This is a genomic window from Shewanella sp. HL-SH4 (genome assembly GCF_051164845.1).
Classification (GTDB): domain Bacteria; phylum Pseudomonadota; class Gammaproteobacteria; order Enterobacterales; family Shewanellaceae; genus Shewanella; species Shewanella glacialimarina.
The window spans coordinates 2,584,395-2,609,404 of the sequence record NZ_CP195037.1 but is presented as its reverse complement, the minus strand read 5'-3'; the positions used below and the strand labels follow the sequence as shown (position 1 = coordinate 2,609,404).

General features: G+C 43.2%; 14 protein-coding genes, 4 tRNA genes and 1 pseudogene. 12 read left to right on the top strand and 7 right to left on the bottom strand.

Annotation, left to right across the window (positions count from 1 at the left end; translation table 11 throughout):
* The first annotated feature begins 63 nt into the window (after positions 1 to 63).
* Positions 64 to 1,086: a hypothetical protein gene (locus ACRWQL_RS12370; RefSeq protein ID WP_434950239.1), complete on the top strand. Its 1,023-nt coding sequence runs from the start codon at positions 64 to 66 to the stop codon at positions 1,084 to 1,086.
* A 9-nt stretch (positions 1,087 to 1,095) separates the two neighbouring features.
* Complete coding sequence (locus ACRWQL_RS12365) at positions 1,096 to 1,665, top strand: LemA family protein (RefSeq protein WP_434950237.1); 570 nt, start codon at positions 1,096 to 1,098, stop codon at positions 1,663 to 1,665.
* Between the two features lie 100 nt (positions 1,666 to 1,765).
* Here the strand turns inward: ACRWQL_RS12365 and ACRWQL_RS12360 are convergent, their stop codons facing one another.
* The gene (locus ACRWQL_RS12360; protein ID WP_434950235.1) at positions 1,766 to 2,728 is read right to left on the bottom strand and encodes a DMT family transporter; all 963 of its coding nucleotides are present in this window, start codon (positions 2,726 to 2,728) and stop codon (positions 1,766 to 1,768) included.
* 237 nt (positions 2,729 to 2,965) lie between these two features.
* On the opposite strand from ACRWQL_RS12360, the gene ACRWQL_RS12355 reads away from it, so the two are divergent.
* The 8 genes from ACRWQL_RS12355 (at position 2,966) to rimO (ending at position 19,043) form a co-directional block, all read left to right on the top strand.
* Positions 2,966 to 4,069: a phosphoribosylaminoimidazolesuccinocarboxamide synthase gene (locus ACRWQL_RS12355; protein ID WP_434950233.1), complete on the top strand. Its 1,104-nt coding sequence runs from the start codon at positions 2,966 to 2,968 to the stop codon at positions 4,067 to 4,069.
* A 621-nt stretch (positions 4,070 to 4,690) separates the two neighbouring features.
* A complete protein-coding gene (locus tag ACRWQL_RS12350; RefSeq protein WP_434927327.1) occupies positions 4,691 to 5,743 on the top strand; it encodes a porin in 1,053 nt (350 codons plus the stop codon).
* A 33-nt stretch (positions 5,744 to 5,776) separates the two neighbouring features.
* Positions 5,777 to 9,025, top strand: coding sequence for an ExeM/NucH family extracellular endonuclease (locus ACRWQL_RS12345; RefSeq protein WP_434950231.1), 3,249 nt, complete (start codon positions 5,777 to 5,779; stop codon positions 9,023 to 9,025).
* A gap of 74 nt (positions 9,026 to 9,099) precedes the next feature.
* Complete coding sequence (locus ACRWQL_RS12340; protein WP_434950229.1) at positions 9,100 to 11,748, top strand: endonuclease; 2,649 nt, start codon at positions 9,100 to 9,102, stop codon at positions 11,746 to 11,748.
* Between the two features lie 154 nt (positions 11,749 to 11,902).
* On the top strand, positions 11,903 to 13,645 hold the full coding sequence (gene ushA / locus ACRWQL_RS12335) for a bifunctional UDP-sugar hydrolase/5'-nucleotidase UshA (RefSeq protein WP_434950227.1): 1,743 nt from the start codon (positions 11,903 to 11,905) through the stop codon (positions 13,643 to 13,645).
* Positions 13,646 to 14,044: 399 nt separating this feature from the next.
* A complete protein-coding gene (locus ACRWQL_RS12330) occupies positions 14,045 to 16,201 on the top strand; it encodes a TonB-dependent siderophore receptor (RefSeq protein WP_434950225.1) in 2,157 nt (718 codons plus the stop codon).
* Between the two features lie 111 nt (positions 16,202 to 16,312).
* Positions 16,313 to 17,428, top strand: coding sequence for a PepSY-associated TM helix domain-containing protein (locus tag ACRWQL_RS12325; protein WP_434950223.1), 1,116 nt, complete (start codon positions 16,313 to 16,315; stop codon positions 17,426 to 17,428).
* Positions 17,429 to 17,615: 187 nt separating this feature from the next.
* The gene (gene rimO / locus ACRWQL_RS12320) at positions 17,616 to 19,043 is read left to right on the top strand and encodes a 30S ribosomal protein S12 methylthiotransferase RimO (protein WP_434950221.1); all 1,428 of its coding nucleotides are present in this window, start codon (positions 17,616 to 17,618) and stop codon (positions 19,041 to 19,043) included.
* Positions 19,044 to 19,073: 30 nt separating this feature from the next.
* Here the strand turns inward: rimO and ACRWQL_RS12315 are convergent.
* From ACRWQL_RS12315 to ACRWQL_RS12295, 5 genes and pseudogenes are all read right to left on the bottom strand, one after another.
* Positions 19,074 to 19,166 (bottom strand): annotated as a pseudogene (locus ACRWQL_RS12315) (hypothetical protein); the annotation flags it as partial.
* 85 nt (positions 19,167 to 19,251) lie between these two features.
* Positions 19,252 to 19,328, bottom strand: a tRNA-Pro gene (locus tag ACRWQL_RS12310).
* Between the two features lie 72 nt (positions 19,329 to 19,400).
* Positions 19,401 to 19,477: transfer RNA gene (locus ACRWQL_RS12305), tRNA-Pro, on the bottom strand.
* A gap of 26 nt (positions 19,478 to 19,503) precedes the next feature.
* Positions 19,504 to 19,579: transfer RNA gene (locus ACRWQL_RS12300), tRNA-His, on the bottom strand.
* Positions 19,580 to 19,628: 49 nt separating this feature from the next.
* Positions 19,629 to 19,705: transfer RNA gene (locus ACRWQL_RS12295), tRNA-Arg, on the bottom strand.
* A 219-nt stretch (positions 19,706 to 19,924) separates the two neighbouring features.
* On the opposite strand from ACRWQL_RS12295, the gene ACRWQL_RS12290 reads away from it, so the two are divergent.
* Positions 19,925 to 22,519 (top strand): diguanylate cyclase domain-containing protein, encoded by a 2,595-nt coding sequence (locus ACRWQL_RS12290; RefSeq protein WP_434950219.1) that lies wholly within the window; start codon positions 19,925 to 19,927, stop codon positions 22,517 to 22,519.
* 85 nt (positions 22,520 to 22,604) lie between these two features.
* Here ACRWQL_RS12290 and rep read toward each other — a convergent pair whose 3' ends face one another.
* Positions 22,605 to 24,617, bottom strand: coding sequence for a DNA helicase Rep (gene rep, locus ACRWQL_RS12285; RefSeq protein ID WP_226412925.1), 2,013 nt, complete (start codon positions 24,615 to 24,617; stop codon positions 22,605 to 22,607).
* Positions 24,618 to 24,759: 142 nt separating this feature from the next.
* Here rep and ubiK point away from each other — a divergent pair, with 142 nt between their 5' ends.
* Positions 24,760 to 25,008: a ubiquinone biosynthesis accessory factor UbiK gene (gene ubiK, locus ACRWQL_RS12280; protein ID WP_226412923.1), complete on the top strand. Its 249-nt coding sequence runs from the start codon at positions 24,760 to 24,762 to the stop codon at positions 25,006 to 25,008.
* Positions 25,009 to 25,010 lie beyond the last annotated feature (2 nt).

Below are 25,010 nucleotides of genomic sequence, written 5' to 3'. Positions count from 1 at the left end.
CAACCTACTCCACCGATGTCAGCATTCAGCCCTGAAGTTAAGTCTCTATCAGATAAAAAAAGAATGAATAATAAAGCCCTGACTCAGTTTATTAAAAAACTGCAGGCGAAAGTGTCTGACTCAGAATCTATTGCGGTTGTCACAGAATGTTTAGACAAAGCTATCGCGTATCCACACCAACTTAAATACCGCAACGCTCACTTATATCTCGGCATACTAGCCGCCATTATCGCCAGCATAGGATATTGGTTCCACCTTGAGACTCAAGGTCAGTTGTATCGTTATACTCACAGTGACTTTGTTATCTTTGCTCTGTGCTTACTGTCACTCATAGCAAGTATTTTTACTGTATTTAAGCGTCAAAAAAGCCTAAAGGATCTCTCTAATTTACTCAGAGATGAAGCCCTAAAGCATCTTTACAATATGACAGATTGTGGAGCGACATTTTTAAATAATGCTGAACATAAATTTGTCGACTTTAAACGAGGTAATTATTCTCAAAATGTTGAGTGGGGAAAAGAAATCGATTTTAACTCTGAACTAGGATTAATTCGTGCCTCTGTGGTTTACCATCACTATGTCGATAGAAGAACAGAAACCTATCAAGAGTCTGATGGTAAAGGCGGAAGCAGAACGCGCACTCGCACCGTTTATGATCACTACTATCGCCAAGGAGTGATTTTACCCGCAATCAATAACACGAGTCATTTAGTGATGAGCAAAAGCAAGTTGCCTAAGCATTGGCAACAACACTTTATGCCTGCCTCGCGGGAATTCGAGAAAAAGTTTTACCTGCAAACAAACTCTGAATTTAATGCAGCGAAGTTTTTAGAACCGGCTGTGGTAGTTGCGTGCGAACAATTAGCCCATAAGCTCGATGATCTCACCATTGAATTCGCCTATGATGGCAGTGTGTTGATCAATCAAAAAAATACTCATTTACTTAATCCGCCCATCGATTATGACATTAGTTCACCGACAAAATTTAAACAAGAACTGCTCAATGAGACCTCATTGTTCACCGTAAACCGTATTTTTGGCTTTGTGAATCAAATCATCAAACACAGTGCTAACCCATTATATTAAGGATAAATTATGCAATCGTCTTTCATTATCATCGCTATTCTGGTTGTCGTCGCCATTGCTGTTTTCAGTATTTATAATGGCATTATTAAAGAGCACAACGCGGTACAGCGGGGGTGGGCTGACGTGTTAACCCAGGAAAGACAACGGGGTCGCATCATGCCAGAATTGGATCGCGTGCTGCAGCAACACCAAGATTATGAAAAAGAGTTATTACCTAAAATCACTGCTCTGCGCCAAGGGATTAATGCGCTACAAGACAATAATATTGATACCCAATTACAAAGCAAGGTCGATCAGGCATCGCAAGCATTAATCAAAGGCATTCATGTGGCTGTTGAAGCTTATCCAGAATTGAGAGCGTCGGAGTCATTCGCTAAATTTATGTATGAAGTGACCGAACAAGAAGACAATGTAGGCGCGGCGGTAAGAATTTTCAATCAAAACGTGGCTAACTTTAACGCCTATATTCAGTCATTTCCGAATAACCTTGTTAATCGCTTTTTTAATAAAAAACAGACTATTGAAATTTTTACCGACAGCAAAGCCCAAGCTGAGTTTGAGTACAAACCTAAGTTTTAAATTGTATCGAACGACATTCGCGCGAGCATGAGAAACCTGCATCATACCCTGTCACTATTATCTGGACTCAGGCTGATGCATGCATAATAGAATAGCAAACTTAGCTCACAAGCCGTTTAGCTGCTTTACGCTTCAAATATAGCGGCCATATTTGCACCGCAAACACTGAACAAATAATCAACACTATGCCCATTAGCGATAGTGCATCTAGGTTATCTGCGCTAAATACCCCATTCCACCAGCCAAAACTCACCACTAACGCCGTTGAACTGAAACTTAGCACCGGGGTTAAGGCTAGCATGGCGCTAACCTGAGCCGTGGGCCAATACTTCATCGCCTGACCAAAACAGCCGTAGGCAATTAAGGTATTGGCGCCGCAAAAAATAACTACCATCCAGTTAGATGAATCCATTAATGCAAAACGACTAAAGTCACTAAACGGCGCCATAGCAAAAATGCCCAGCCCATAGATAAAAAGCAACACATTACTGGGTGATAATTTACCGCCTAATGATTTTTGCAATAAGGCATAGCTGGTCCAAGACAATACCGAAAATTGCACAATCATCACCCCGATGACTATTTGATGATTGTCAGTATTGCCCAAATTTAAGTTCGGATGAAAAAACATCAACATACCAATAGCTAACGTCGCAAAACAACTTAGCTGCATCGCATTTAAGCGTTCTTTAAACAACAACACGCCACCAAAAGCGAGAAAGAAGGGAGCGGTTTGAAAGTTTAGTTGCGCAGTGCCAGGGGCAAGATAGTCGAGCGAGTAAACAAACGAGACGTAATTGAACATCAACAAAATGCCGGCCAGACTTAATTTGAGCCAGTCGCTACTCACTAAGACACTAAATTGTTTCAACTTACCAAAGCGCCATTGCAGTAAAAATGTCACCACAAACGCCATGACAAATCGAAACCAGGTCAAGGTTACGGGGTCAATAAACTGCCCTGACAATTTCAACGCTATGGGTAAAATTCCCCAAAAAAAGACCGCAATGGAAACAAAAATCAGACCTAACTTGGCGGTGTTATCTACTTGGGTATTGGTCACGTTATTGACTCTTTATTTTACAAAATTGAATACTGCCTGATATGCGAATACCTGTCAGCTAATATTACGGTCTGCTGGCGATATTGCTTATTACGGCCAAAATTATATCCATGATTGTTCTGTTATCAAAAAAGCCTATTTAACCCTAGCCTTTTTACGTGGCAAAACTGAGGAATACGGGTAAAATAGCCGCCATCAAAAATAGCCCTTACACCTTCAACTAGAGGAATACTCGTTATGAGTCTTGCCGATTCCGTTTTAGCCGTTAATAACGATTTACCTATCCGCACAGACAAACCCGTGCATAGCGGTAAAGTACGCAGTGTTTACTGGCTAACTGAAGCTGATAGTCGTCGTTTAATTAAAGACAAAGGCTATAACGTACCTGAAAATACCCCGCTTGCTATCATGGTGATCAGTGACCGAATTTCCGCTTTTGATTGTATTTTTCACGGTGAAGGCAATTTACAAGGCATTCCAGGTAAAGGTGCGGCACTGAACGCCATTTCAAATAACTGGTTTAAGTTATTTGCTGCAAATGGCTTAGCAGACAGCCATATTCTGGATATCCCGCATCCATTTGTATGGATTGTGCAAAAAGCCCGTCCGATTAAAGTTGAAGCTATTTGTCGTCAGTACATTACCGGTTCTATGTGGCGTGCTTACGCTAAAGGCGAGCGTGAATTCTGTGGTATCACCTTACCCGAGGGATTAAGCAAAGATCAAAAATTACCTGAGCTATTAATCACGCCGTCGACCAAAGGCATTTTAACCGGTATTCCAGGCGTGCCTGCGCAAGATGATGTCAACATTAGCCGCAGTGATATTGAAGCCAATTATCAAGCGTTTGGTTTTGAACAAGCTTCCGATATCGATTTATATGAAAAACTACTCAAGCAAGGCTTCAATGTTATTTCAGATGCGCTAGCCAAATTAGATCAAGTCTTTGTTGATACCAAGTTTGAATTTGGTTACGTCACTGATAAAGATGGTCACTCGAAACTGATTTATATGGATGAAGTCGGTACACCTGACTCTTCACGCATTTGGGACGGTCCTGCTTATCGTGACGGCAAGATCGTCGAAAACTCAAAAGAAGGTTTTCGCCAGTTTTTATTAAACCATTTTGACGATGCCGACATTTTATTAAATAAAGACAGAATGCCTGAGCGCGAAGCATTAGCTCGCGATAATGATTTACCGTTAGCGGCGATGATGTTGGTGTCAGAAACCTATACTGGTGTAGCTGAAAAAGTGACCGGTAAAAAAATCACTTTATCATCTAACCCGAAAGCTGACATTATTGAAATTCTAAAAAACCAGTACGATCTTATCGACTAGCTTTTAAGTGCCAGTCCTTAAGTACTCGCTTTTAGGTTTCAGATCATAAAAAAGGATGACGTAATGTCATCCTTTTTGTTAACTTGCCATTCACACCCGCTTTCAGCTTTATAAAAGTCTTTTAAAGCTATTAAGTGAGGTTTACTGGCTATTTTTAGTACCTAGTAACAGATTAATGATCTACATTTCGTTACTTATAAAAACAGCATCCTTTATTCTCACACCATTTTATACAAAACACATACCACAACGTTCTCACTTAAGTGGCTGATTTTCTAGAAACCAAATAACACAAGTCAGACCACTGTTCTCTACAGCGGTCAAGCGTCTTAAAATTTTCTATATTTGACATATACTTATGTTTTAAAAATGTGACTGGAACTTCTTTTTTTTGTAATCAAACTCTGTAACAATCGCAACCCAGGTTAATAAAAATTAACCATAGTATTATAAAAACGGGGTTGATATATGAAATATGTAACAAAGATATTGGTGATTTCACCATCGAATGCTCCACCTCTCTGAGCCGTTAGCAGTTTACGAATTAATAAATAAATATTTTTAATTTTGAGTTTAGCCTTCAAATATAGGCTGACAAATTACTAATCGGAAGTAACAGCAATGTTAAACAAATCAATAATTGCAATCGCTATTGTCACTATGTTTAGTGCAGGTTCAGTAAGCGCTGTAATGCTAGAAGGTGACAGTCAAGGCGACAATGTTCGCTTATATGGCGAAGTGGGTGTCGGTGGGCATTTTGATACTCACGCAGATTACAACCACAATGAGTTCTACGATACCAAGGGTTATGTAGATGATAGCTTCGCGACCATGGGCGTAACCGGGCAACGTCAACAATTTACCTATCGTCTTGAGCTCGATTACCAACGCCGTAACTGGCTAGGCGGAGACGGTGAGTTCGAATTGGCCATCGACAAAATGTACGTAGGCTATGCCTTCACCGAACAACAGTGGATCGAGCTCGGCTTGACCGATACAGCATTCGACGATTACGACCACTTCGGTGATTTTACCTTCAACAAGTCCGTTGAAACCGGTGAAGCGGGTGACCAAGAGAACACAGTTAAGTATCAAGCTGAATTTGAAAATCTAATTTTCGGAACTTCTTACTCATACGATGGTGAACACAAGAGTGGTGCGCTACAAGGTGACATAATTAACGGATACATGGGGTGGATGTCTGATCTGCTATCTGTTGTGGTTGGCCTAGAAACGCGCGGCGGCTCTAACGGGATCAGTAAATATGGTGAGCAGCAACAGATAGGTTTCGGTGCACGCCTGAAACTGATGCCAGATTTATCTATTGGTTTAAATGGTTTTGTAGAAGATGAAGACTTATCAACACGTAAGAGCGGTGACGTATACCTAGATTATCAGACCTTCCGTAATCAGGGAGTAACGGTAAGTGCTAAGTACGACCTGAACCAACACTGGGAAATCATCAGCTCGGTAAACCACGAAGAGTACGAGGGCTGGGATCTTATTGGTCCTAACTACGACTACTCCGAACTGCCACCTGAGTACGGAAAAGAGCGTCAGTGGGCCAGTTTAGGTTTCAACTATCGTCCTGCCCGCGACATCGTGCTGTCCCTAGAAGGCCGAGTTGGCGAAGCCCCTGAAGCAGCCTACGCTTATGCGCGTATGTACTTCTAGTCCGAATTGAATTCAACTTTTATAGAGTTTACTATGAAAAAAAGTTTCCTATCGCTGGCCATAGCCAGCACCATCAGCATGGGCGCCTTCGCTGGCGTTCAAGACCTGCTGATCACCGAAATGACCCAAAGTGCCGATGCTAATGTTGGCGCGGTTGAGATCACTAATACAGGCTCTGATGCCTTCACTTTTACTGATGATATTACAGCTTTCCAACGCTCTGACGGTAAGTATGACAACGAGTTACTCAACGCTGATGCTAAGCCGCTGTTGAGTGGTCAGACGCTTGCCTCCGGCGCGTCTATGGTTATTGTTAATAGTCGATCGACTGAAGAGTTTCGTAATGCTATTGCGACTCAAGGTGGCACAGTTGTTGTCTCTACATATGACAGCAGCAATAGGTATAACAACCTGTTCATGACCAGCAATGACGGCTTTTTCCTGAAAAATGGTGATACCGTTATTGATCGTGTTGGAGCAGTGAATGACGGTAGCAAGTGGGCACCGAATACCACTTTACGTCGTAAACAAGCCGCTGATGGCAACAATCCCGCTCAATCAAGCACCTTCGATGCGACTAAGTGGCAGAACATATTACCAATGAGATTTGATGATTTAGGTAAATCAGAGCTGCCCGCTGCTGATGCTGCCGACATCATGGATATTTTCACTTGTCCAACGGATAAGAGTGAAATCATGTCTCCTAGCGAAGTTCAGGGGACAGGCTTTACCTCGCCTTTAATTGCTGAAGGTAAGACTGAATCAGATGAAAAAGTTGCCGTAGAGGGGATCATCTCAGTTAAGGTTTCTATCCCTAACGAAGGCTTCTATCTTCGCAATCTTGTTTCTGATAACGACTCTGAGACTTCCGATGGTATCTTTGTTAGCTCTAGCGCTGCTGGTGATCTAAAAGTAGGTCAAACTGTTTGTGTTGGTAGTAAAGTAGCTGAATACCAAGGCCAGACGCAACTGTCAGCTGATACGGCATTTAGCTGGAACGTTACTGATACTAACATTCTAACGCTGCCTACAGATATTGAGGTTATTAGCGCTGATAACGGCTCTTTCGATAAGACCCTAGAACGCTATGAAGGTATGTTGGTTAACTTGCCTACAGATCTGGATCCTCAGACTGATGGCGACCAAGATATGCGTATTGCTCGCAGCTTCAGCTACAACTACCTGTCAACTCCTAACGGTCGTAACAACATGGTGGCGGCTTATAAGCGTCCTAATTTACAGCCTAACCACTTGCATGTTGCTGGAAGCCCAGAGTCTAAAGCGGCTTATGAGCAGAACAATGACTATCGTTTAGTGATTGAAAGTTCGCCTAAATCCAACGGCACCGAGTTGCCTTATTACGCAGGCTTTAACAGTGACCCACACACTAACTATATTCGTATTGACGATAGTCTCGTTAATGCGCAGGGTGTGATCAGTCAATATGAAACTGAGCTGATCCCTGGCACTGATAAGTATGACCAGGACTACAGCCTGACCATAACCAATCAGTTGACGAGTGATAACTTTATTCACAACCTACCGCGTACTAATAAGCCTGATCTGAATGACACTGTGGCAGAAGATGAGTTTGCCATCCGTGTTGCCAGTCAGAACCTGTTTAACTTCTTTAACTCTCCTTTCGGTGGCGACAACAACAACTTTGGTCAGAGCCGAGGCGCTGATACCTACGATGAATACATTCACCAGAGAACTAAGCTGGTAGAAATTATTCGTGCTCAGGATGCCGATGTGATGGCCCTGATGGAGATTGAAAACAATGGTTTTGGCAATGACAGTGCCATTGCTGAGATTGTGAACCAGGTCAATATCCAGTATGTGGATGAGCGCGCCCAGGATTACAATGGCCCTACCTCTACTGAAAACCGTTATGTGTTTGTTGGTTTTGACAACAACGGCAATCAAATGCTGGATAATCTAGACGCCATTGGTTCTGACGCCATTGCTACAGGTATCATCTATCGCCCAAGCAAGATGAGCATTGAGCGCACTCGCGTTATCCCAATGCCTCAGCAAAGAGCGCCTACTATCGTCAACGACTTAGGTGAGGTGATCAAAGATCAAAATCAAGAGATATTAGAAGACGGTCAAAACTACCACCGCGATGCCTTGGTGGTAACCTTTATCGTTAACCAAACAGGCAAGCGCTTGACGCTAGCTGTAAATCACCTTAAGTCAAAAGGCTCTACTTGTTGGGAAGAATGGCAAGGTCTTGAGTTTGGCAATGCTACAACTTGGAACAATCGTGAAGCACCCGATCTAGATTACCAGGGGTCTTGTGCTGAGTTCCGCGTAGCCGGTGCCGTGCACTTAGGTGAAGAGATGCTAGATGTGGTTGGGGATAAGATCATCCTTGGTGATTTGAACGCCTATGGTAAAGAAGATCCTGTACTGGTTCTTACCGAGAACCCACGTAATAAGACGATCGTCACTGCTAGCCACACTTTCCTTGGGCCTAAGCCTCAGTTTAACGAAGATGGCTCTCCAGTCACTATCACTAAGACTTACGGCTATATCGATATTGTCGGTGAAAAGTTTAAAGAGAAGGGCAAAACGCCTTGGAGTTACTCTTTCAGTGACGAAATAGGATCGCTTGATCACATTTTGATCTCGCCTTCGCTGAAGGATCGCGTGATTGATGCCACTGACTGGCATGTTAACGCTGCAGAGACCGGCCTGTATGACTACCAAAACAGCTTTAAAGGTAGTATCGACGGTACTGGCGCGCATAAGTTTTACAAAGCGGACATGTATCGCGCGTCGGATCACGACCCTGCACTCATTAGCCTTAGCTATAAGCCTGGTGATGCGGATGCTGACGTGCCTCTGAACCTGACAAAACTGAATAAGCTGATCAAGGTCCCTTACCAGATCCCTACCGATATTTCTGCTCAAGTGGGCGATATCGCAACTATCAGTATGAGTCCTTATGATGATGAACAGCGTTTAGATTTGACCCAACTGCTGCTGCCTAATGTGGTCCTTTCTAATGACGCAACAGCTTTGGTGAATTTCGAGGTCTTCGGTGCGCCATCAGCTATCTACAACGTGACTGTAAAGTTAATGCGTAATGGCCAACTTGTAGAAGGGTCTCAGCAAACATTCCTAGCGAAGGTATCTAGTCGCGACTCCTTGATTGCTGACATTGTCGAAGAAGTAACCGATAACACTGGTGGTGATGGTAAAGCTGGTAGCGCCGGCTTTATCAGCTTGTTATCCCTGTTCGGATTGGCAGCGATTCGCCGTCGTCTGCGCAAATAAGCGATCAACTAGATAATGAAGCGCCTGCTTTCGAGCAGTGCGCTTCCCATCACAGATTCAAAAGAGATAACATTATGAGAATTAAAATGAGTGCAGTTGCCACCGCAACTGCCATAGTTCTGGGCGCTTTTTCTTCTGCGGCGAGTGCTGACTTACTGATTACTGAGTACATTGAAGGCAGCAGCAACAACAAAGCCATTGAAATATCCAATCTAGGTAGCAGTACTATCGATTTGGATGCTAACGTTTATAAGCTGACTCTATTTGGCAATGGTGCTGACGCATCAGCACCAGGTAACACTGAAACGCTGACAGGCACTCTGCAGCCAGGAAAGAGCCTAGTTTTCCACAATTCTGGTGCTGCTGATGCCTTTAAAGTGGGCAACGCTTCAACCGTAACATTTTTCAACGGTGATGATGCACTAGTATTAACCAAAGACGACGCGGTTATCGATCGCTTCGGTAAGCGTGGCGAAGACCCTGGCTCTGCTTGGACTGATCCAAACGACGCAAATTTCTCCACCGCAAATAAGACACTGCGTCGTAAAGCCAGCGTTACCTCCGGTGACACAGTGGCCGAGGCTGATTTCCCTGGTGCAGTCAATCAGTGGGTAGTGTTTGATACAGACACTTCTGATGGCCTTGGCTGCTCAGGTGAAAGCGCTTGTGGCTCTGAAGCAACTCCAGGCTTACTGTTGCTAACCGAATACATCGAAGGCAGCAGCAACAACAAAGCGATTGAGATTTCAAACGTTGGTGGCACCGCCATCGATCTAGATGCTAATGTTTACAAGCTAACTCTGTTCGGTAATGGTAGTACGGATCCAGGTAATACAGAGACTTTAACAGGCACTTTAGCGCCAGGAAAAAGTCTGGTATTCCATAACTCAGGGGCCGCTGATGCGTTTAAAATCGGCAATGCTTCTACCGTCACTTTTTTCAACGGTGATGATGCCCTAGTATTAACCAAAGATGACGTGGTTATCGATCGCTTCGGTAAACGCGGCGAAGACCCTGGTTCTGCTTGGACCGATCCAAACGATGCTAATTTCTCTAGTGCGAATAAGACCTTACGTCGTAAAGCCAGTGTAACAGCTGGTGATACTGTGGCCGAAGCAGATTTCCCAGGTGCCAACAATCAGTGGGCAGTATTCGATGTTGATACCGCTGATGGCCTAGGTTGTGCTGGTGAAAATACCTGCGATGGTTCAGTAACACCTCCAGTACCAGAGCCAGAAACAGGTCCTTGCACCGGTTGCGAGACGCTGACTCCGGTTGCCGATCCTACGACGTTCAATGCTGAGATCTATTACTCAGATGTACTAAGTGGTAATTTTTCCTCTGCAGAAGAGCTTAAGAATGCATTGTCGGCCATCATAGCAAAAGATCACAAGTATCTGACCTACAAGCAGGTTTGGAGCACGCTGACCTATGCAGATCAAGATCCTGCCAACGATAAAAATGTTATTGAGATCTACACAGGTAGCTCTATATCAAAGTACGACAATCTGGGTAGTGGTAGCGGTGTGGGTAAATGGAACCGTGAGCACGTTTGGGCTAAGAGTCATGGCTTCCCAAGCGAGTCTCAATGGGGTTATACCGATGCACATCACCTACGTCCATCAGATCCTGGTATTAACTCTGCACGAAGCAACAATGACTTTGGTGCATGTAAGGATACAGGCGAAGAGGTACTATTCAACGGTGTAGGTACGGGTAACTACCTAGACAAAACGACAGACTGCTGGGAGCCTCGTGATGAGGTGAAAGGCGACGTTGCCCGAATGCTCATGTACATGGATACTCGTTATCAAGGCACGGATACTGCTACGACTCAAATGCCAGATCTAGTCGCAGTCGATCGTTTAACAACTGCAGACGAGGATAGCGCTCCGCTGATCGGTACACTTTGTACTCTGTATGCATGGAACCAGTTAGATGCTATAGATACCTACGAGCAGAATCGTAACAACCAGGTATACAAATACCAAGGTAACCGTAACCCTTTCATTGACCGTCCTGAGTTAGTAAAAGAAGTGTATGGTGCAGTCTGTGGTGACGATCCAAACCCTGTTTTGGAAGTCGAAGGCGATATCGTTACTCCTGATAGTGTCAATGAAGGCGCTGCTTACACCATAGACGCCTCTGCAATCAAAGCTGGCGAAGGTGTTGTCCTTACTTACAAGTGGGAACAGATTGCTGGTGAAGAGAAGACTGTTGTTGGCAGTGAGGCTATCTTGTCTCTGACTGCACCAATGGTTAAAGCCGATGAGACATTGAACTTCACCTTGACCATCAGCGACGGTAGTTTAGAAACAATCAAAGATGTTAGCTTGAGCGTGATGAACGTGCCTTTGACTCTAAATGTAGAGTTTGCTGGAACGACTAAAGTGACCGAAGGTGATAAAACGACTATCACAGCGACAGTTACGGATGCGCCAGAAGGGACTCAATACAGCTGGAAGCAGGTATCTGGAGACACGGCAGTGTTTACTGCTGCAGGTCTGACACTTGATGTCACATCTCCTAGCGTCAATATCGATCAAGTTCTTGTGTTCGAGCTTACGGCAACTGTTGACGAAGAAAGCTTCAGTAAGTCTGTTAGTATTGAGGTAATAAACACCGAAGATACTGGTTGGACTAAGCCAGAGGGTGCGGGTAGCTTAGGTGGTTTTATGACTCTGCTACTGCCGCTAATGTGGTTGCGTCGCCGCCAAGGCTAATCATCAGTTAAGCCTATAAAGCAGCACCGGTATCGTTCTGGCTGCTGCTTTTTTTTAACTGTACTGCCGTTGTCTTATATCTCATATTGGCGCATTTCTCTCACGATGATAAAGCTAGTGGCAATGTGTATCTGTTTAATATTGAAGGATTATTATGAATACTTCACTCCTTCCTTCTAGCCTACTTCTTACCTGCTCAGCAATCGCACTTGCGTTTACATTGAGTGGCTGCGGTAAGAAAAAGCTAGAAGAGGCTCCTAAAGCGCCTAAGGTGACGGCATCTGTCGCCTGTATTGCTGCAGGCGATGACTGCAAGCGCTTCACCCTGCTGCATACCAATGACCACCATGGCCGTTTTTGGCATAGTGAAAACGGTGGGTATGGTATGGCAGCACGCAAAACCATTCTTGATCAGATCCGCAAAGAGGTGATTGAACAAGGAGGCCAGGTTTTACTGCTCTCCGGTGGCGACATCAATACTGGCGTTCCTGAGTCTGATCTTCAAGACGCCGAGCCAGATTTTATCGGCATGAACCACCTCGGTTATGACGCTATGGCCGTCGGTAACCATGAGTTTGATAATCCATCAACAGTGATGGATAAGCAGAGGAGCTGGTCAAAATTCCCTTGGTTATCGGCCAACATCTATCGCCAAGTCGATGGTGAATGGCAACGCTACTTTGAGCCCTACAAGCTATTCGAAGTTCAGGGCTTAAAGTTAGCCGTTGTTGGTTTAACTACCGAGCAGACAGCAGAGATAGGTAATCCAGAGTATGTTGAAAATCTAAAATTCACTTCTGCTCAAGCTGAGGCAAAAGCAGTTTTGGCAGAGCTTAAAGAGCAGCATCAACCAGATCTGGTCTTTGGTCTCACCCACATGGGTCACTATGAAAATGGTAGACATGGCAGTAATGCTCCGGGTGATGTAGCTCTAGCTCGCAGTCTTGAACCTGGGCAGATTCAAGCCATCATTGGCGGTCACTCACAGTTGCCTGTCTGTATGGAAGGAGACACAGGTGAGTACGTAAAAAAATATGCTCGTGATGAGCCTTGTAAGCCTGATCGTCAAAATGGCACTTGGATCATGCAAGCCTACGAATGGGGCAAATATGTTGGCCGTGCTGACTTTGAATACTACGGTGGCCAGCTTCATTTGGCTAGCTACGAGCTCGTTCCAGTGAACACTGAAACCAAGTATGGTTTCATGCAGCATTCTTCTATGCTAACCCCCAAAGATCCGGAAACCCTCGAGTTACTGCGTCCATATCAGCGCAATGGTCAGGTAAAACTGCGAGAGGAGATTGGTGTTGCGAAGGCGAATTTCATTGGAGATCGAAAGGTTGTTCGTTACCAAGCGACACCTCTAGGGATTATGATAGCCCATGCTCAGACCCAGCTCTCTGTACCTGCAGATTTTGGCATCATGAACTCCGGCGGTATTCGTACCACCATAAAGAAAGGGCCTATTCGTTATCGTGATGTGCTTGAGGTGCTGCCTTTTTCTAACAGTGTCACTGTGACAGAGATGAAGGGTGCCGAACTGAAAGCGTATTTGTCTAAGGTTGCACTTATGACTCAAGGCTCTGGAGGCTTTGCCCACTTCAGCGGCATCAAGATGACCGTTGACTGTAAAGCTAAAGATGTTGATATCAGCGCTGTTGGTAATAAGCCTTTCAAGCTAGAGGATAACTATCGATTTACCCTCCCTAGCTATAATGCTGCGGGCGGTAACAAATATCCCAAATTGAAGGAACAGGCCAGAGACACAGGCTTTGTTGATGCAGATATGCTTTATCAATTCATCAAAAAGCATGAAACGCTCGATCCTGTCGACTATGACACAGCGAAAGATGTTCGCTATATCAACTCTAGAAATTCTGATGGCTGCAGCAGCTAAACTTACTACCTAATAAGGTTAATTGGCTGCTCTATTAACACCCTAAACAGCGCCCGGCCTTTCGGTTTGGCGCTGTTTATTTTAAGGGATGTGTCCGAAAAACCAAGATAACACCCTACAAAAATAACATCACATTCAAAAAACCTACCACATAAAAATGCTTTTTATACCGCTCAATAAGTCCAAAAAATTCTGCTTATTTTTACTAGATTCTACTCTGCATCAGGACATTTTCAGTTTTCTAATAACGAACGCTCTTCGGTTTTCTTTACAATTCACCACCAATGTAAATGGTAATCATTTCTATTTAGGTTGGTGTATTATTTATATAGACTATGCCTGCAAATTACCGCTGCGCATTAACCGCGTTTTCTTCGCTCGCTATAAAGATGATCAAAAATGAAACGATTAACATTGTCATATGCCATACTTGTCGCACTAAGCCCTATCAGCACACTGCATGCTGAAACCCCAAATGAAACCTCAAATGATGCGGTAGATCAACTTGACCCAAGCGTTGAAACCATTGAGGTGAAGGGAAGATATATTCAAGGCTACAATGCCCATTCTGCCAGTGGAGCATCACGCCTTGATTTAGCCATCAGCGACATACCGCAATCAGTATCGGTGATAACAGATGCACAGCTGCGCGATTTTCAATTAAATGACATTAACTCTGCGCTCGATACTGCAACAGGCATTAACGTAGAACGTATTGAAACCGACCGCACCTATTACACGGCTCGTGGCTTTGATGTCACTAATTTTCAAATCGACGGTGTTGGCTTGCCGCTTACCTCAGGTAATAACCATGCCGATGAAGACACCGCAATATACGATCGTGTTGAAGTGATACGTGGCGCAAACGGTTTAATGACAGGTGTGGGTAATCCCTCTGCCACGGTTAACTTTATTCGTAAACGCCCAACAGATGATAACCAACTTAATATGCTGGCCAGTTATGGCAGCTGGGACAATCTACGTTTAGAAGTGGATGGCACTGCTCAATTAAATGATACTGTTGCCGCCAGAGTGGTTGCCGTAAAGCAAACTAAAGACTCCTATTTAGACCGCTATAAAACTGATAAAACGGTACTTTATGCCTTTATTGACGCCAAATTCACCGATGATACCAGCCTGTCTATCAGCCACAGCTATATTGATAATGACGCTAAAGGCAATAACTGGGGCGCATTACCACTGTCCTATACCGATGGCAGTGCAACAAACTATGACCGTTCAACCAACACTTCAGCCGATTGGTCTAACTGGCAAGTTGAAAAGCAAAATACTGTAGTTGAATTAAGCCATTACTTTTCTGATAACTGGCGATTACGCGCGACTTATTCGCACAAAGTTACCGATGAAGATACCGAGCTATTTTATGTCTTTGGTACACCGGACAAAACAACCGAACTTGGGTTAACTGGTTATGGTAGTGAATATGATTTAGACGAAAATCATAACCTAGCAGATATCTATATCAATGGTGATGTCACGCTATTTGGCCGAGAGCATCAAGTTGTTGCAGGTATCAATTATGCCCAAATGGACTACACAGACACCTCACTATACGACTACAGCACGGGAAATGGCTTCCCTGCAATGCCAGATTTAAATACCTGGGACGGCAACACCCCAAAACCGACCTTTGCAGACGCACCTAAAGGCAGCGATGTTAGCGCAACCCAAAAAGCAGCTTACTTTACCGGCCGATTTAATCTGTTTGAGGATTTTTATTTAATTGCGGGAGGTCGTTATAACGACTGGCAAGCTGAAGGCGAGTCATACGACAACATTCAAGATGTAGAAGATGCGCAATTTATCCCTTATGTTGGTATGACTTATCGTTTCATTCCAGAACTATTGGCCTACGCCAGCTATACCGAAACATTCACCGCACAGCGCGAGCTAGATATAAACGACAACACATTAGCCCCTGTGACCGGCGAAAGCCAAGAGGTAGGCCTTAAAAGTGAACTGTTTAATGGCAACCTGATCACCACACTGGCCTATTTTGATATTCTACAAACTAACCTTGCTATGGTAGATCCACGCACAAGCCAACTGCCCCCAACAGAGCGCCGCTATATCGGTTCAGACGGCATTAGCAGTAATGGTTTTGAACTGGATATTGCAGGCGAAATTTACCCAGGTCTAAACGCCAGTATTGGTTATACCGACTTTGACATTAAAGGTAATGACCAAGTTGCAGCTTACACTCCAAGTCAGTTATTTAAATTTGCCGCCACCTATGACTTAGCCTTAATTGAAGGACTCACATTTGGGCTTAATATGCGTTGGCAAGATGATATACAGCGCTCACAAGGCTTGGTTGGTGCTGACTTCATTAATGCAGGACAAGAGATCACTACTCATCAAAAGGCCTATGCCATTATTGATTTAATGGCTAAATATCACTTTACCGACAGCCTTGACCTCACTGTTAATGCCAACAATGTTACCGATGAAAAATACCTTACCAGTCTTTATTGGGCACAGGGATTTTACGGTGCACCGGCTAATTACAGCGCCACAATGAGCTGGCGTTTGTAATCACTAATCAAACTATGCACAAACAATAGCGTAGAAAATTCTGCGCTATTACTTTGCCATGATAAGTGTCAAACCGAATCTAAAGCACAGACAACCTACACAGAGGTAAGCATGAGAAAAACCCTCTTTAAATGGCACTCCTATGGTGCACTAATTGCCATGTTGCCTATCTTAATTATGTCGATAACCGGCAGCATACTGGTTTTCAAGGTGGAAATAGATAGTCTACTGCGACCAGCACACATGCTTGTCGACGCACTGCCCACAACGCCAAGAGTTAATTTAGACACCTTAATGCAAACCACATTAGGGGCTAATCCTGATTATGAGTTAGGTGGATGGGAGTTATTTGATGATAAGTCACGCTCAGATGCTGCCTACTTGATTAAACGCGGCACAGAAGATTGGAATAAAGTCTATATTAATCAATATACAGCGCAGCTTTTGTCACAACCTCAACCTATGGATCACTACATCACCGACTGGCTACTCGAACTACATTACTCATTTTTACTCCATGTAAAAGGGGCTTCAATAGCCTTCATTGCAGCACTCATCATGTTATTTTTAGGGATCAGCGGCATGATTATTTACCGTCGATTTTGGACAAAATTATTCACCCTACGTTTAGGTGCCGTAAAGCGTATTTTGTACAGCGACATTCATAAAATGATCGGTATCATTAGCTCGCCAGTAATGATTATATTGGCGTTTACCGGAGCTTACTGGAATATCAGCGGCATTATTCATGAAGTCACGGAACACGGCGACGGCGAGCATGTTTATATCACTAAACCTTTGCACAGCTTAGATATTTCCTTCGAGCAATTACGTCAACAGTCATCCACAGAAATAGACAGTTTCCAAGCAGGTTACCTTGCCATGCCGCACGAACCTGAGCGGAATATCGATTTTTACGGTCAAGTCGACACCACAAACCCACTGAATAGCGAATACAGCAGTATGGTCAGTTTTGATAAAATGAGCGGTAAATTGCTGTCAAAACAAGATATTCGCCAAGCAGATTTTTTAATGGTGTTTATCGACAGTTTTCGTAAATTACACTTTGGTTATTTTGGTGGCTTAATCACACGTATCATTTGGTGTTTTTTAGGCTTGATGCCAGTATTTTTAGCTTTCACCGGATTTTATTTATATTGGCAACGACGCCAATCTAAAGTGCAGTCAAAACAAAAACGCCAACAAGTCTTAAACGAGGCTATTTAGTTAACAATAAGATGGTTTTAGCACACTCACTCACATAGAGGTTCAATCGAACCTCTATTGCCACACAATAAAAACTTCCCCGCGTTGCTTTCATTAGCTGTAATAGCAAAAAGACTGCTGTATAATTCCGCCACTCCAATTTTGGCTGTTATCTACTCGTTTTTTTATACCTATTTATAGAGGCACTATGACTGTTAATCACTATGACCCTAAACAAACCACTACCCTAGCGACACCCAAGAAGGTCATAGAGGAACAAGCAAAATCAGCATTAAGCCTAAATAGCCCAATACAAACTAGCGCGGCTAAAATTGGTTTTGTTAGTCTTGGCTGTCCAAAAAACCTTGTCGATTCAGAACGTATTCTTACCCAGCTGCGTACAGAAGGCTATGACGTAGTCTCTACTTATGCCGATGCTGACATGGTTATCGTTAATACCTGTGGCTTTATTGACAGTGCGGTACAAGAATCTTTAGACACTATCGGCGAAGCATTAGCAGCTAATGGTAAAGTACTGGTAACAGGTTGCTTAGGTGTTAAGAAAGATGAAATTATTGAGCTACACCCTAACGTACTAGGCGTAACCGGCCCACATGCCTATGACGAAGTACTTAAACAGGTTCATCAGCATGTTGAAAAACCAAAACACAATCCATTAATCGATTTAGTGCCAGATCACGGTATTAAACTGACCCCTAAACATTACGCCTATTTAAAAATATCAGAGGGTTGTAACCACCGTTGTACTTTCTGCATTATTCCTTCTATGCGCGGTGATTTAGACTCTCGTCCCATTGGTGATGTGTTAGGTGAAGCGCAGCGTTTAGTCAAAGCTGGCGTTAAAGAATTATTGATTATTTCACAAGACACCTCAGCCTATGGTGTCGATGTAAAACATAAAACGGCATTTTGGGACGGCATGCCAATCAAAACTCACATGCAGCAGCTTTGTGAAGAGTTAGCAAAACAAGGTGTTTGGGTGCGTTTACATTATGTTTACCCTTATCCGCATGTGGATGACATTATTCCATTAATGGCGCAGGGCAGCATTTTACCGTATTTGGACATTCCGTTTCAGCATGCCAATAAACGCATCCTTAAATTGATGAAACGCCCAGGTAGCTCAGACAAAGTGTTAGAACGCATTGCTAAATGGCGCGAAATTTGCCCAGAATTGGTGATCCGTTCAACCTTTATTGTTGGTTTCCCAGGTGAAACCGAAGAAGAGTTTGAAGAGTTATTAGACTTTTTAGAAGAAGCACAATTAGATCGCGTAGGTTGTTTTAAATACTCGCCAGTAAAAGGCGCTAAAGCCAACGACTTACCAGACCATGTGCCTGACGATGTTATGGAAGACAGGTTACAACGCTTTATGGCTTTACAGGCGCAAATAAGCGCAGACAAGCTGCAAGCCCGTATTGGTCAAGAGTATTTAATCTTAATTGATGAAGTGAACACCGAAGGCGCTATTGGCCGCTCATACATGGACGCACCAGAAATTGACGGTAAAGTGTATTTAACCGACGAGTTTGACGTACAACCTGGCGATAAAATTTGGGTGCAAATTATTCATGCCGACGAGCACGATGTGTGGGGCGTACGCGTAGAAGACTAATCGGTCATTAATCAAGATCACTATGCCAGCTTAATCGCTGGCATTTTTATACCCAGCACAGTCAGTTAAGCTGCAATTAGTTAAGCAACTATCCGTTAAGCAACTGCCGGTTAAATCACAATCAGTTAAAGTAGTTTATTAATCTTATTAAAAATATTTTATTTCAGATAGCAAAAAGCCACTCATAAGAGTGGCTTTTTGCTTTATGTGGTCGGTGATAGAGGATTCGAACCTCTGACCCTCTCGTCCCAAACGAGATGCGCTACCGGGCTGCGCTAATCACCGAGATTTTACTTGAAAACAAGTCTGATATTTATTTAACTTTGAGGCTAAATTCGCTATAAGAAAGCGGAAATGTGGTCGGTGATAGAGGATTCGAACCTCTGACCCTCTCGTCCCAAACGAGATGCGCTACCGGGCTGCGCTAATCACCGAAATATACATAAAACAACAAATTGAATGGGGTGACTGATGGGGTTCGAACCCACGACAACCGGAATCACAATCCGGGACTCTACCAACTGAGCTACAATCACCACTGACTTTCAATCTTACTAACCAAATCCGACAAAACATACTACCGAATGGTGCGCCCAGAAGGATTCGAACCTTCGGCCTTACCCTCCGGAGGGGTACGCTCTATCCAGCTGAGCTATGGGCGCTCGCCTTGGTTAGCGACGCATATACTAAGGATAAATTGCCTCCACGTCTAGCCCTGATTTACTTTTTTTAACTGACTGATTAACTTTTGACTCATTAGCTGCAATTACCACCATTGTACGTGACATAATATTACTTGGATCACGTATCAAACTATGCTAATTATAGGTGTTGAAATAACGGATTTCTTTTTTGTATTTAATGGGATAAAGCAACTGCTAATGATAGATAAGGACGTTAATTATCCAAAGCTAACCAATAACGTTGAATCACTTCAACGTCGTGTTATGCGTTTAAAGCGTTTGGCCGCTAAATATAAACGGGCGGAAATCATTCAAAATGCTTTATTAGGTATCTCTAACATTGCAACTAAAGCGGCATCTTTAGATGATTTCTATATTGGAGTGCATCAACATTTACAACGCTTAATTCCTGCTGACAACTTTTTTATCGCATCGCAAAATCCCAAAACCGGCATGATGAGTTTACCTTTTTTTGCCGATGAGAAAGATCCCCACCCAACAGAGCTATACCCTGATGAAGAAATCTCTGCCATTTTAACCCGCGGTATAACGGGCTATGTGTTTCGAAAAGGCCAACCTTTACTCTGTGACGACGCTGGCTTTAATCAACTCATTGAGCAGGGAGAAATTGAAGGCTTGGGCTCACCATGCCATCAATGGCTTGGGGTACCCATTAAAAACCAAGATATTGTCAGCGGTGTACTGGTGGTTCAAAGTTACAATGACCAAATTAATTACGGTGAACTTGAACTCGAACTCATGGGTTTTATTAGCCATCATATTTCAGGGGTGATGGAGCGTCTGCGGCATCATGAACAACTTGAATTAGCGATTGAAGAACGCACTCGAGAATTAAGCCAAGCTTATAACAGCCTTAAATCAGAAGTGAAAGAGCGGGTAAAAGCTGAAAACCTGCAAAAATCGTTATTCGAAATAGCTGACTTATCTGCGTCAAATGTTGCACAGCATGATTTTTATAATCGTATTCATCAAATTATTAGCCAACTTTTACCCGCACAAAACTGTTTTATCTCTTTCATTGATAAAAATAATACTTTGTCATTTCCATTTTATGTATCGGAGATGGACAGTGAATATCCAGCCAGCCGCCCAATGCAAGATGGTTTAACCGAATATATTTTGCAACACAAACAGCCAAGGCTACTCAGTGGTGAGGATATTAAAACCTTGATTAAGCATGGTGACATTTATGCCCAATCACCGGCACTCAATAGAACTGAACTGATGCATCAATGGATAGGCATACCATTAGTGATTAATGGCGAAGTTGTCGGTGCGCTAACCATTTACAGTTTAGATACAAAACAAAATTATCAAATCAAAGATCTTGAACTGCTGACTTTCGTTTCACAACATATTGCTAATGCGATTGAACGCAAAGATGCGGTTGATTCATTAAAGCGCAGCCATGAATTGCTCGAAGAAAAGGTGACTACGCGAACCCAAGCCCTGGCACAAATGAATATCGATCTACAGGAAGAAGTTAATCAGCGCCGTAAAATTGAAGCGCAGCTTGTTCACGATGCCCAGCATGATAATTTAACCGGTCTGCCTAACCGCAATTATCTTATGGAGCGATTATCACAAGCATTGAAACATGTTAGACGCCATGGCTTAGACCAGTTTGCGTTACTGTTCATCGACTTAGACCGCTTTAAAGTGATAAATGATACTTTTGGTCATTTGGAAGGCGATCGATTTTTAATTGAAACCGCTAAGCGTTTAAAAAGTTGTATCCGTGAAAATGATACCTTAGCCAGAATGGGTGGAGATGAGTTCGTGGTATTACTTGATACTATTCATGGTACTCAAGATGCTGTAGAGGTAAGTGAACGGATTTTGCATCAAATCAGTCAGCCATATTTGTTAGCCAATCAAGACTTTGTTTCGGGAGCCAGTATTGGGATTGCGTTCAGTAGTACCAGCCAATTAGAAACCAGCGAGTCCATATTACGTGATGCTGACAAAGCCATGTATAAAGCTAAATCAAATGGTAAAGGCTGCTATATCATTTTCGACAGTAAACTAAGCTACCAGTCCGAACTACAATATGATTTAGACCAGCAGTTAAAGCAGGCTATCAATCAACAACAAATTAAAATAGATTACCATCCAATATACGACATCGATCAAACAACCGTGCTGGCGATTGAGCCTAAAACACACTGGCACCATGATAAACATGGAAAATGGGACCATGCTAAATTACTGCAGCTGGCCAATAGCTCACAACTCGAACTCGTACTGGATGATTATATTTTCAAACGATTAAACCAAGATTATCCTCAACTGAAGCAACAATTTGGTCAAGACATACAACTATATATGTCTATTTCAAGCCAGCATGTTAAGCACAAATACGCGCTGCGAAATTTGAAAAAAACCGTCAAAAGTAGCGAAATAGATTTATCTAAATTAACCCTATTCTTCAATGAAAAGTCCCTAGTTAAGGACACTGAGAATCATCTCAACGCATTTGATATTATTAAGCAACTTGGGGGGAATATTGGCGTTGATCACTTTGGGACGGGTTATAGCTCACTCAGTAGCTTGAGCTTTTTACCAATATCAACTTTGATGTTAGATAACGAAATCAGCAAACATTTACTCAATGAAAACCAATTGAAATTAGTTAAGGCGTACCGCTTATCGGCTGATGCATTAGATTTAAAGATTGTCGCAACAGGTATCGATACCTTACAGCAACGGCAACAATTTTTAGAATTGGGCTACCGAATAGGTCAAGGACGAGCGTTAAAGCACGCACACTGATTAATTTTAGCCTTGCTTACTCATTTAACAATCGCCTTCGCCCTTTAACTCACGCAGCAGACGTTTTAAACCTCACCCAGGCGTATTACTTTTTAAACATATCCCTTAAATTGGCAATGTTACTTTTACCCGACTCTACTCTTTGCTGCTCTGTTTGTTGTGGTTTGCGATTTTCCCAAATTAAATCATCCTGTGGTAACTCCATCAAGAAACGACTTGGCTCACAGCGCATAGTCTCACCAAACTGACGACGTTCGCGGCAAATAACAAACCACAGCTCACGTTGCGCCCGCGTAATACCTACATAAGCTAAGCGCCGCTCTTCATCAACGTTATCTTCATCAATACTCGATTGGTGCGGCAAAATACGCTCTTCTACGCCCACCATAAACACAAATGGGAACTCCAATCCTTTTGAAGCATGTAATGTCATTAACTGTACTTGATCGCCGCCCTCATCTTCACTATTACGCTCCATCATGTCGCGTAAAGTGAGTCGTGTTACCACCTCGGGTAAAGTCATCGGCTCATCTAACTCATCACCCTCGAGCATTTCGGTGACCCAGCGATACAGTTCTGAAATATTCTTCATCCGCATTTCAGCCGCTTTGGCGCTTGTACTGGTCTCGTACAAGTAATCTTCATAGTTAATACTGCGGATCAACTTTTTAATCGCATCCACAGATTCGCCCCGCTTGGCTATCTCTGCGGTATCAACAATAAACTGGCCAAACTGATATAAAGATTTTATCGCGGCAGGTGCCAGTTCATGGTTTAAGCCCGCATCAAAAATAGCTTCAAACATTGAAATATGTTTTTGATTAGCAAAGTTACCTAAGCGCTCTAAGGTTGCTGGACCAATACCACGCTTAGGTAAATTCACTACACGCAGAAATGCATTATCATCATCGGGATTCACCACTAAACGCAGGTAAGCCATAATGTCTTTAATTTCAGCGCGGGAAAAAAACGACGTGCCGCCACTGAGTTTGTAAGGAATACGGTTGGTCATCAACGCCCGCTCAAGTAAGCGCGATTGATGGTTGCCACGGTATAAAATGGCGTATTGACCAAATTGGGTACGGCCAACAAACTTATGCCGAATAATTTCCGCAATCACTCGCTCAGCTTCTTGTTCTTCGTTCGCGGCAATCAATACCCGTAATGGTTCGCCATAGGCTAATTCACTGAATAGAGCCTTTTCATACACATGGGGGTTATTAGCAATCAAGATATTAGCCGCACGTAAAATACGCTGGCTAGAGCGGTAATTTTGTTCCAGTTTAATCAATTTAAGCCGAGGAAAATCAGTGCCTAATAGGACTAAATTTTGCGGTTTAGCCCCGCGCCATGAGTAAATAGATTGATCGTCATCGCCCACAACGGTAAATCTTGAACGCTCTCCCACCAACAACTTCACTAATTCATATTGGCTGGTATTGGTGTCTTGATACTCATCCACCAGCAAGTATTGAATGCGAGTTTGCCAACGGGTGCGCACTTCTTCATTCATGCGCAGTAATAATGTAGGAATAAGAATTAAATCATCAAAGTCTAATGCATTATACGCTTTCATATGCTGCGCATAACGCTGATACAACATGGCAAATAACTGCCCTTGCTCATCTTTAGCGAGCTTGCGCGCTTGCTGTGGAATGACCAACCCACCCTTCCAATTAGAAATGGCTGACGCCAAAGATTTAATTAAATCTTTATCTTCATCTAACTCGTCTTGGGTTAGCTCTTTTAATAGTGCAAATGTGTCTTGATCATCAAACAGTGAAAAGCCCGCTTTTAAGCCTAACACTTTGTGTTCACGCTTAATGATTTCTAGCCCCAGGGTGTGAAAAGTAGAAATCCATAACCCACGCGCTTCTTTACGGCCCATAGACTGAGCCACACGTTCTTTCATCTCACGAGCGGCTTTATTGGTAAAGGTTACCGCAGCGATATTGCGCGCTTTATAGCCACACTTTTCGACTAGGTAAGCTATTTTATTAATGATAACTCGCGTTTTACCACTGCCAGCGCCAGCTAAGACCAGACAAGGGCCTGAGACATAATGTACTGCTTCATTCTGTCCTGGATTGAGTTTCATTAAATAACTTTCCCACTATTAAACACGAAGGCGGATCATAGCAGATGGTAACTTGGTAGAGTTAACAATTTTGACGTCATATTTTGCTGCCAGCACCTGCCTAAGCTACAATGGCTGCAATATTGGCGTAGGAAGGCAAATCATGATTAATCCAAAGAAAATAGAAGAAGTGGCCAAACAGCTCAGCGAAAACTTACCCAGCGGTGTTAAGCAATTTGCAGCAGAGTTTGAAGAGCGCAGTAAACAGGTGTTACAGAACCAACTGATGAAATTAGATGTGGTGTCGCGCGAAGAATTTGAAGTACAACAACATGTGCTATTAAAAACCCGTGAAAAGTTAGAAGCTTTACAAGCCCAAGTCACTGAGCTAGAAAAACGCTTAGCTGAGTGATA

Excerpts from the sequence above, each read along its gene's own strand:
- ACRWQL_RS12370 (WP_434950239.1), top strand. The coding sequence starts at position 64 with ATGAATAATAAAGCCCTGACTCAGTTTATTAAAAAACTGCAGGCGAAA.
- ACRWQL_RS12365 (WP_434950237.1), top strand. The coding sequence starts at position 1,096 with ATGCAATCGTCTTTCATTATCATCGCTATTCTGGTTGTCGTCGCCATT.
- ACRWQL_RS12355 (WP_434950233.1), top strand. The coding sequence starts at position 2,966 with ATGAGTCTTGCCGATTCCGTTTTAGCCGTTAATAACGATTTACCTATC.
- ACRWQL_RS12350 (WP_434927327.1), top strand. The coding sequence starts at position 4,691 with ATGTTAAACAAATCAATAATTGCAATCGCTATTGTCACTATGTTTAGT.
- ACRWQL_RS12345 (WP_434950231.1), top strand. The coding sequence starts at position 5,777 with ATGAAAAAAAGTTTCCTATCGCTGGCCATAGCCAGCACCATCAGCATG.
- ACRWQL_RS12340 (WP_434950229.1), top strand. The coding sequence starts at position 9,100 with ATGAGAATTAAAATGAGTGCAGTTGCCACCGCAACTGCCATAGTTCTG.
- ushA (WP_434950227.1), top strand. The coding sequence starts at position 11,903 with ATGAATACTTCACTCCTTCCTTCTAGCCTACTTCTTACCTGCTCAGCA.
- ACRWQL_RS12330 (WP_434950225.1), top strand. The coding sequence starts at position 14,045 with ATGAAACGATTAACATTGTCATATGCCATACTTGTCGCACTAAGCCCT.
- ACRWQL_RS12325 (WP_434950223.1), top strand. The coding sequence starts at position 16,313 with ATGAGAAAAACCCTCTTTAAATGGCACTCCTATGGTGCACTAATTGCC.
- rimO (WP_434950221.1), top strand. The coding sequence starts at position 17,616 with ATGACTGTTAATCACTATGACCCTAAACAAACCACTACCCTAGCGACA.
- ACRWQL_RS12290 (WP_434950219.1), top strand. The coding sequence starts at position 19,925 with ATGATAGATAAGGACGTTAATTATCCAAAGCTAACCAATAACGTTGAA.
- rep (WP_226412925.1), bottom strand. The coding sequence starts at position 24,617 with ATGAAACTCAATCCAGGACAGAATGAAGCAGTACATTATGTCTCAGGC.
- ubiK (WP_226412923.1), top strand. The coding sequence starts at position 24,760 with ATGATTAATCCAAAGAAAATAGAAGAAGTGGCCAAACAGCTCAGCGAA.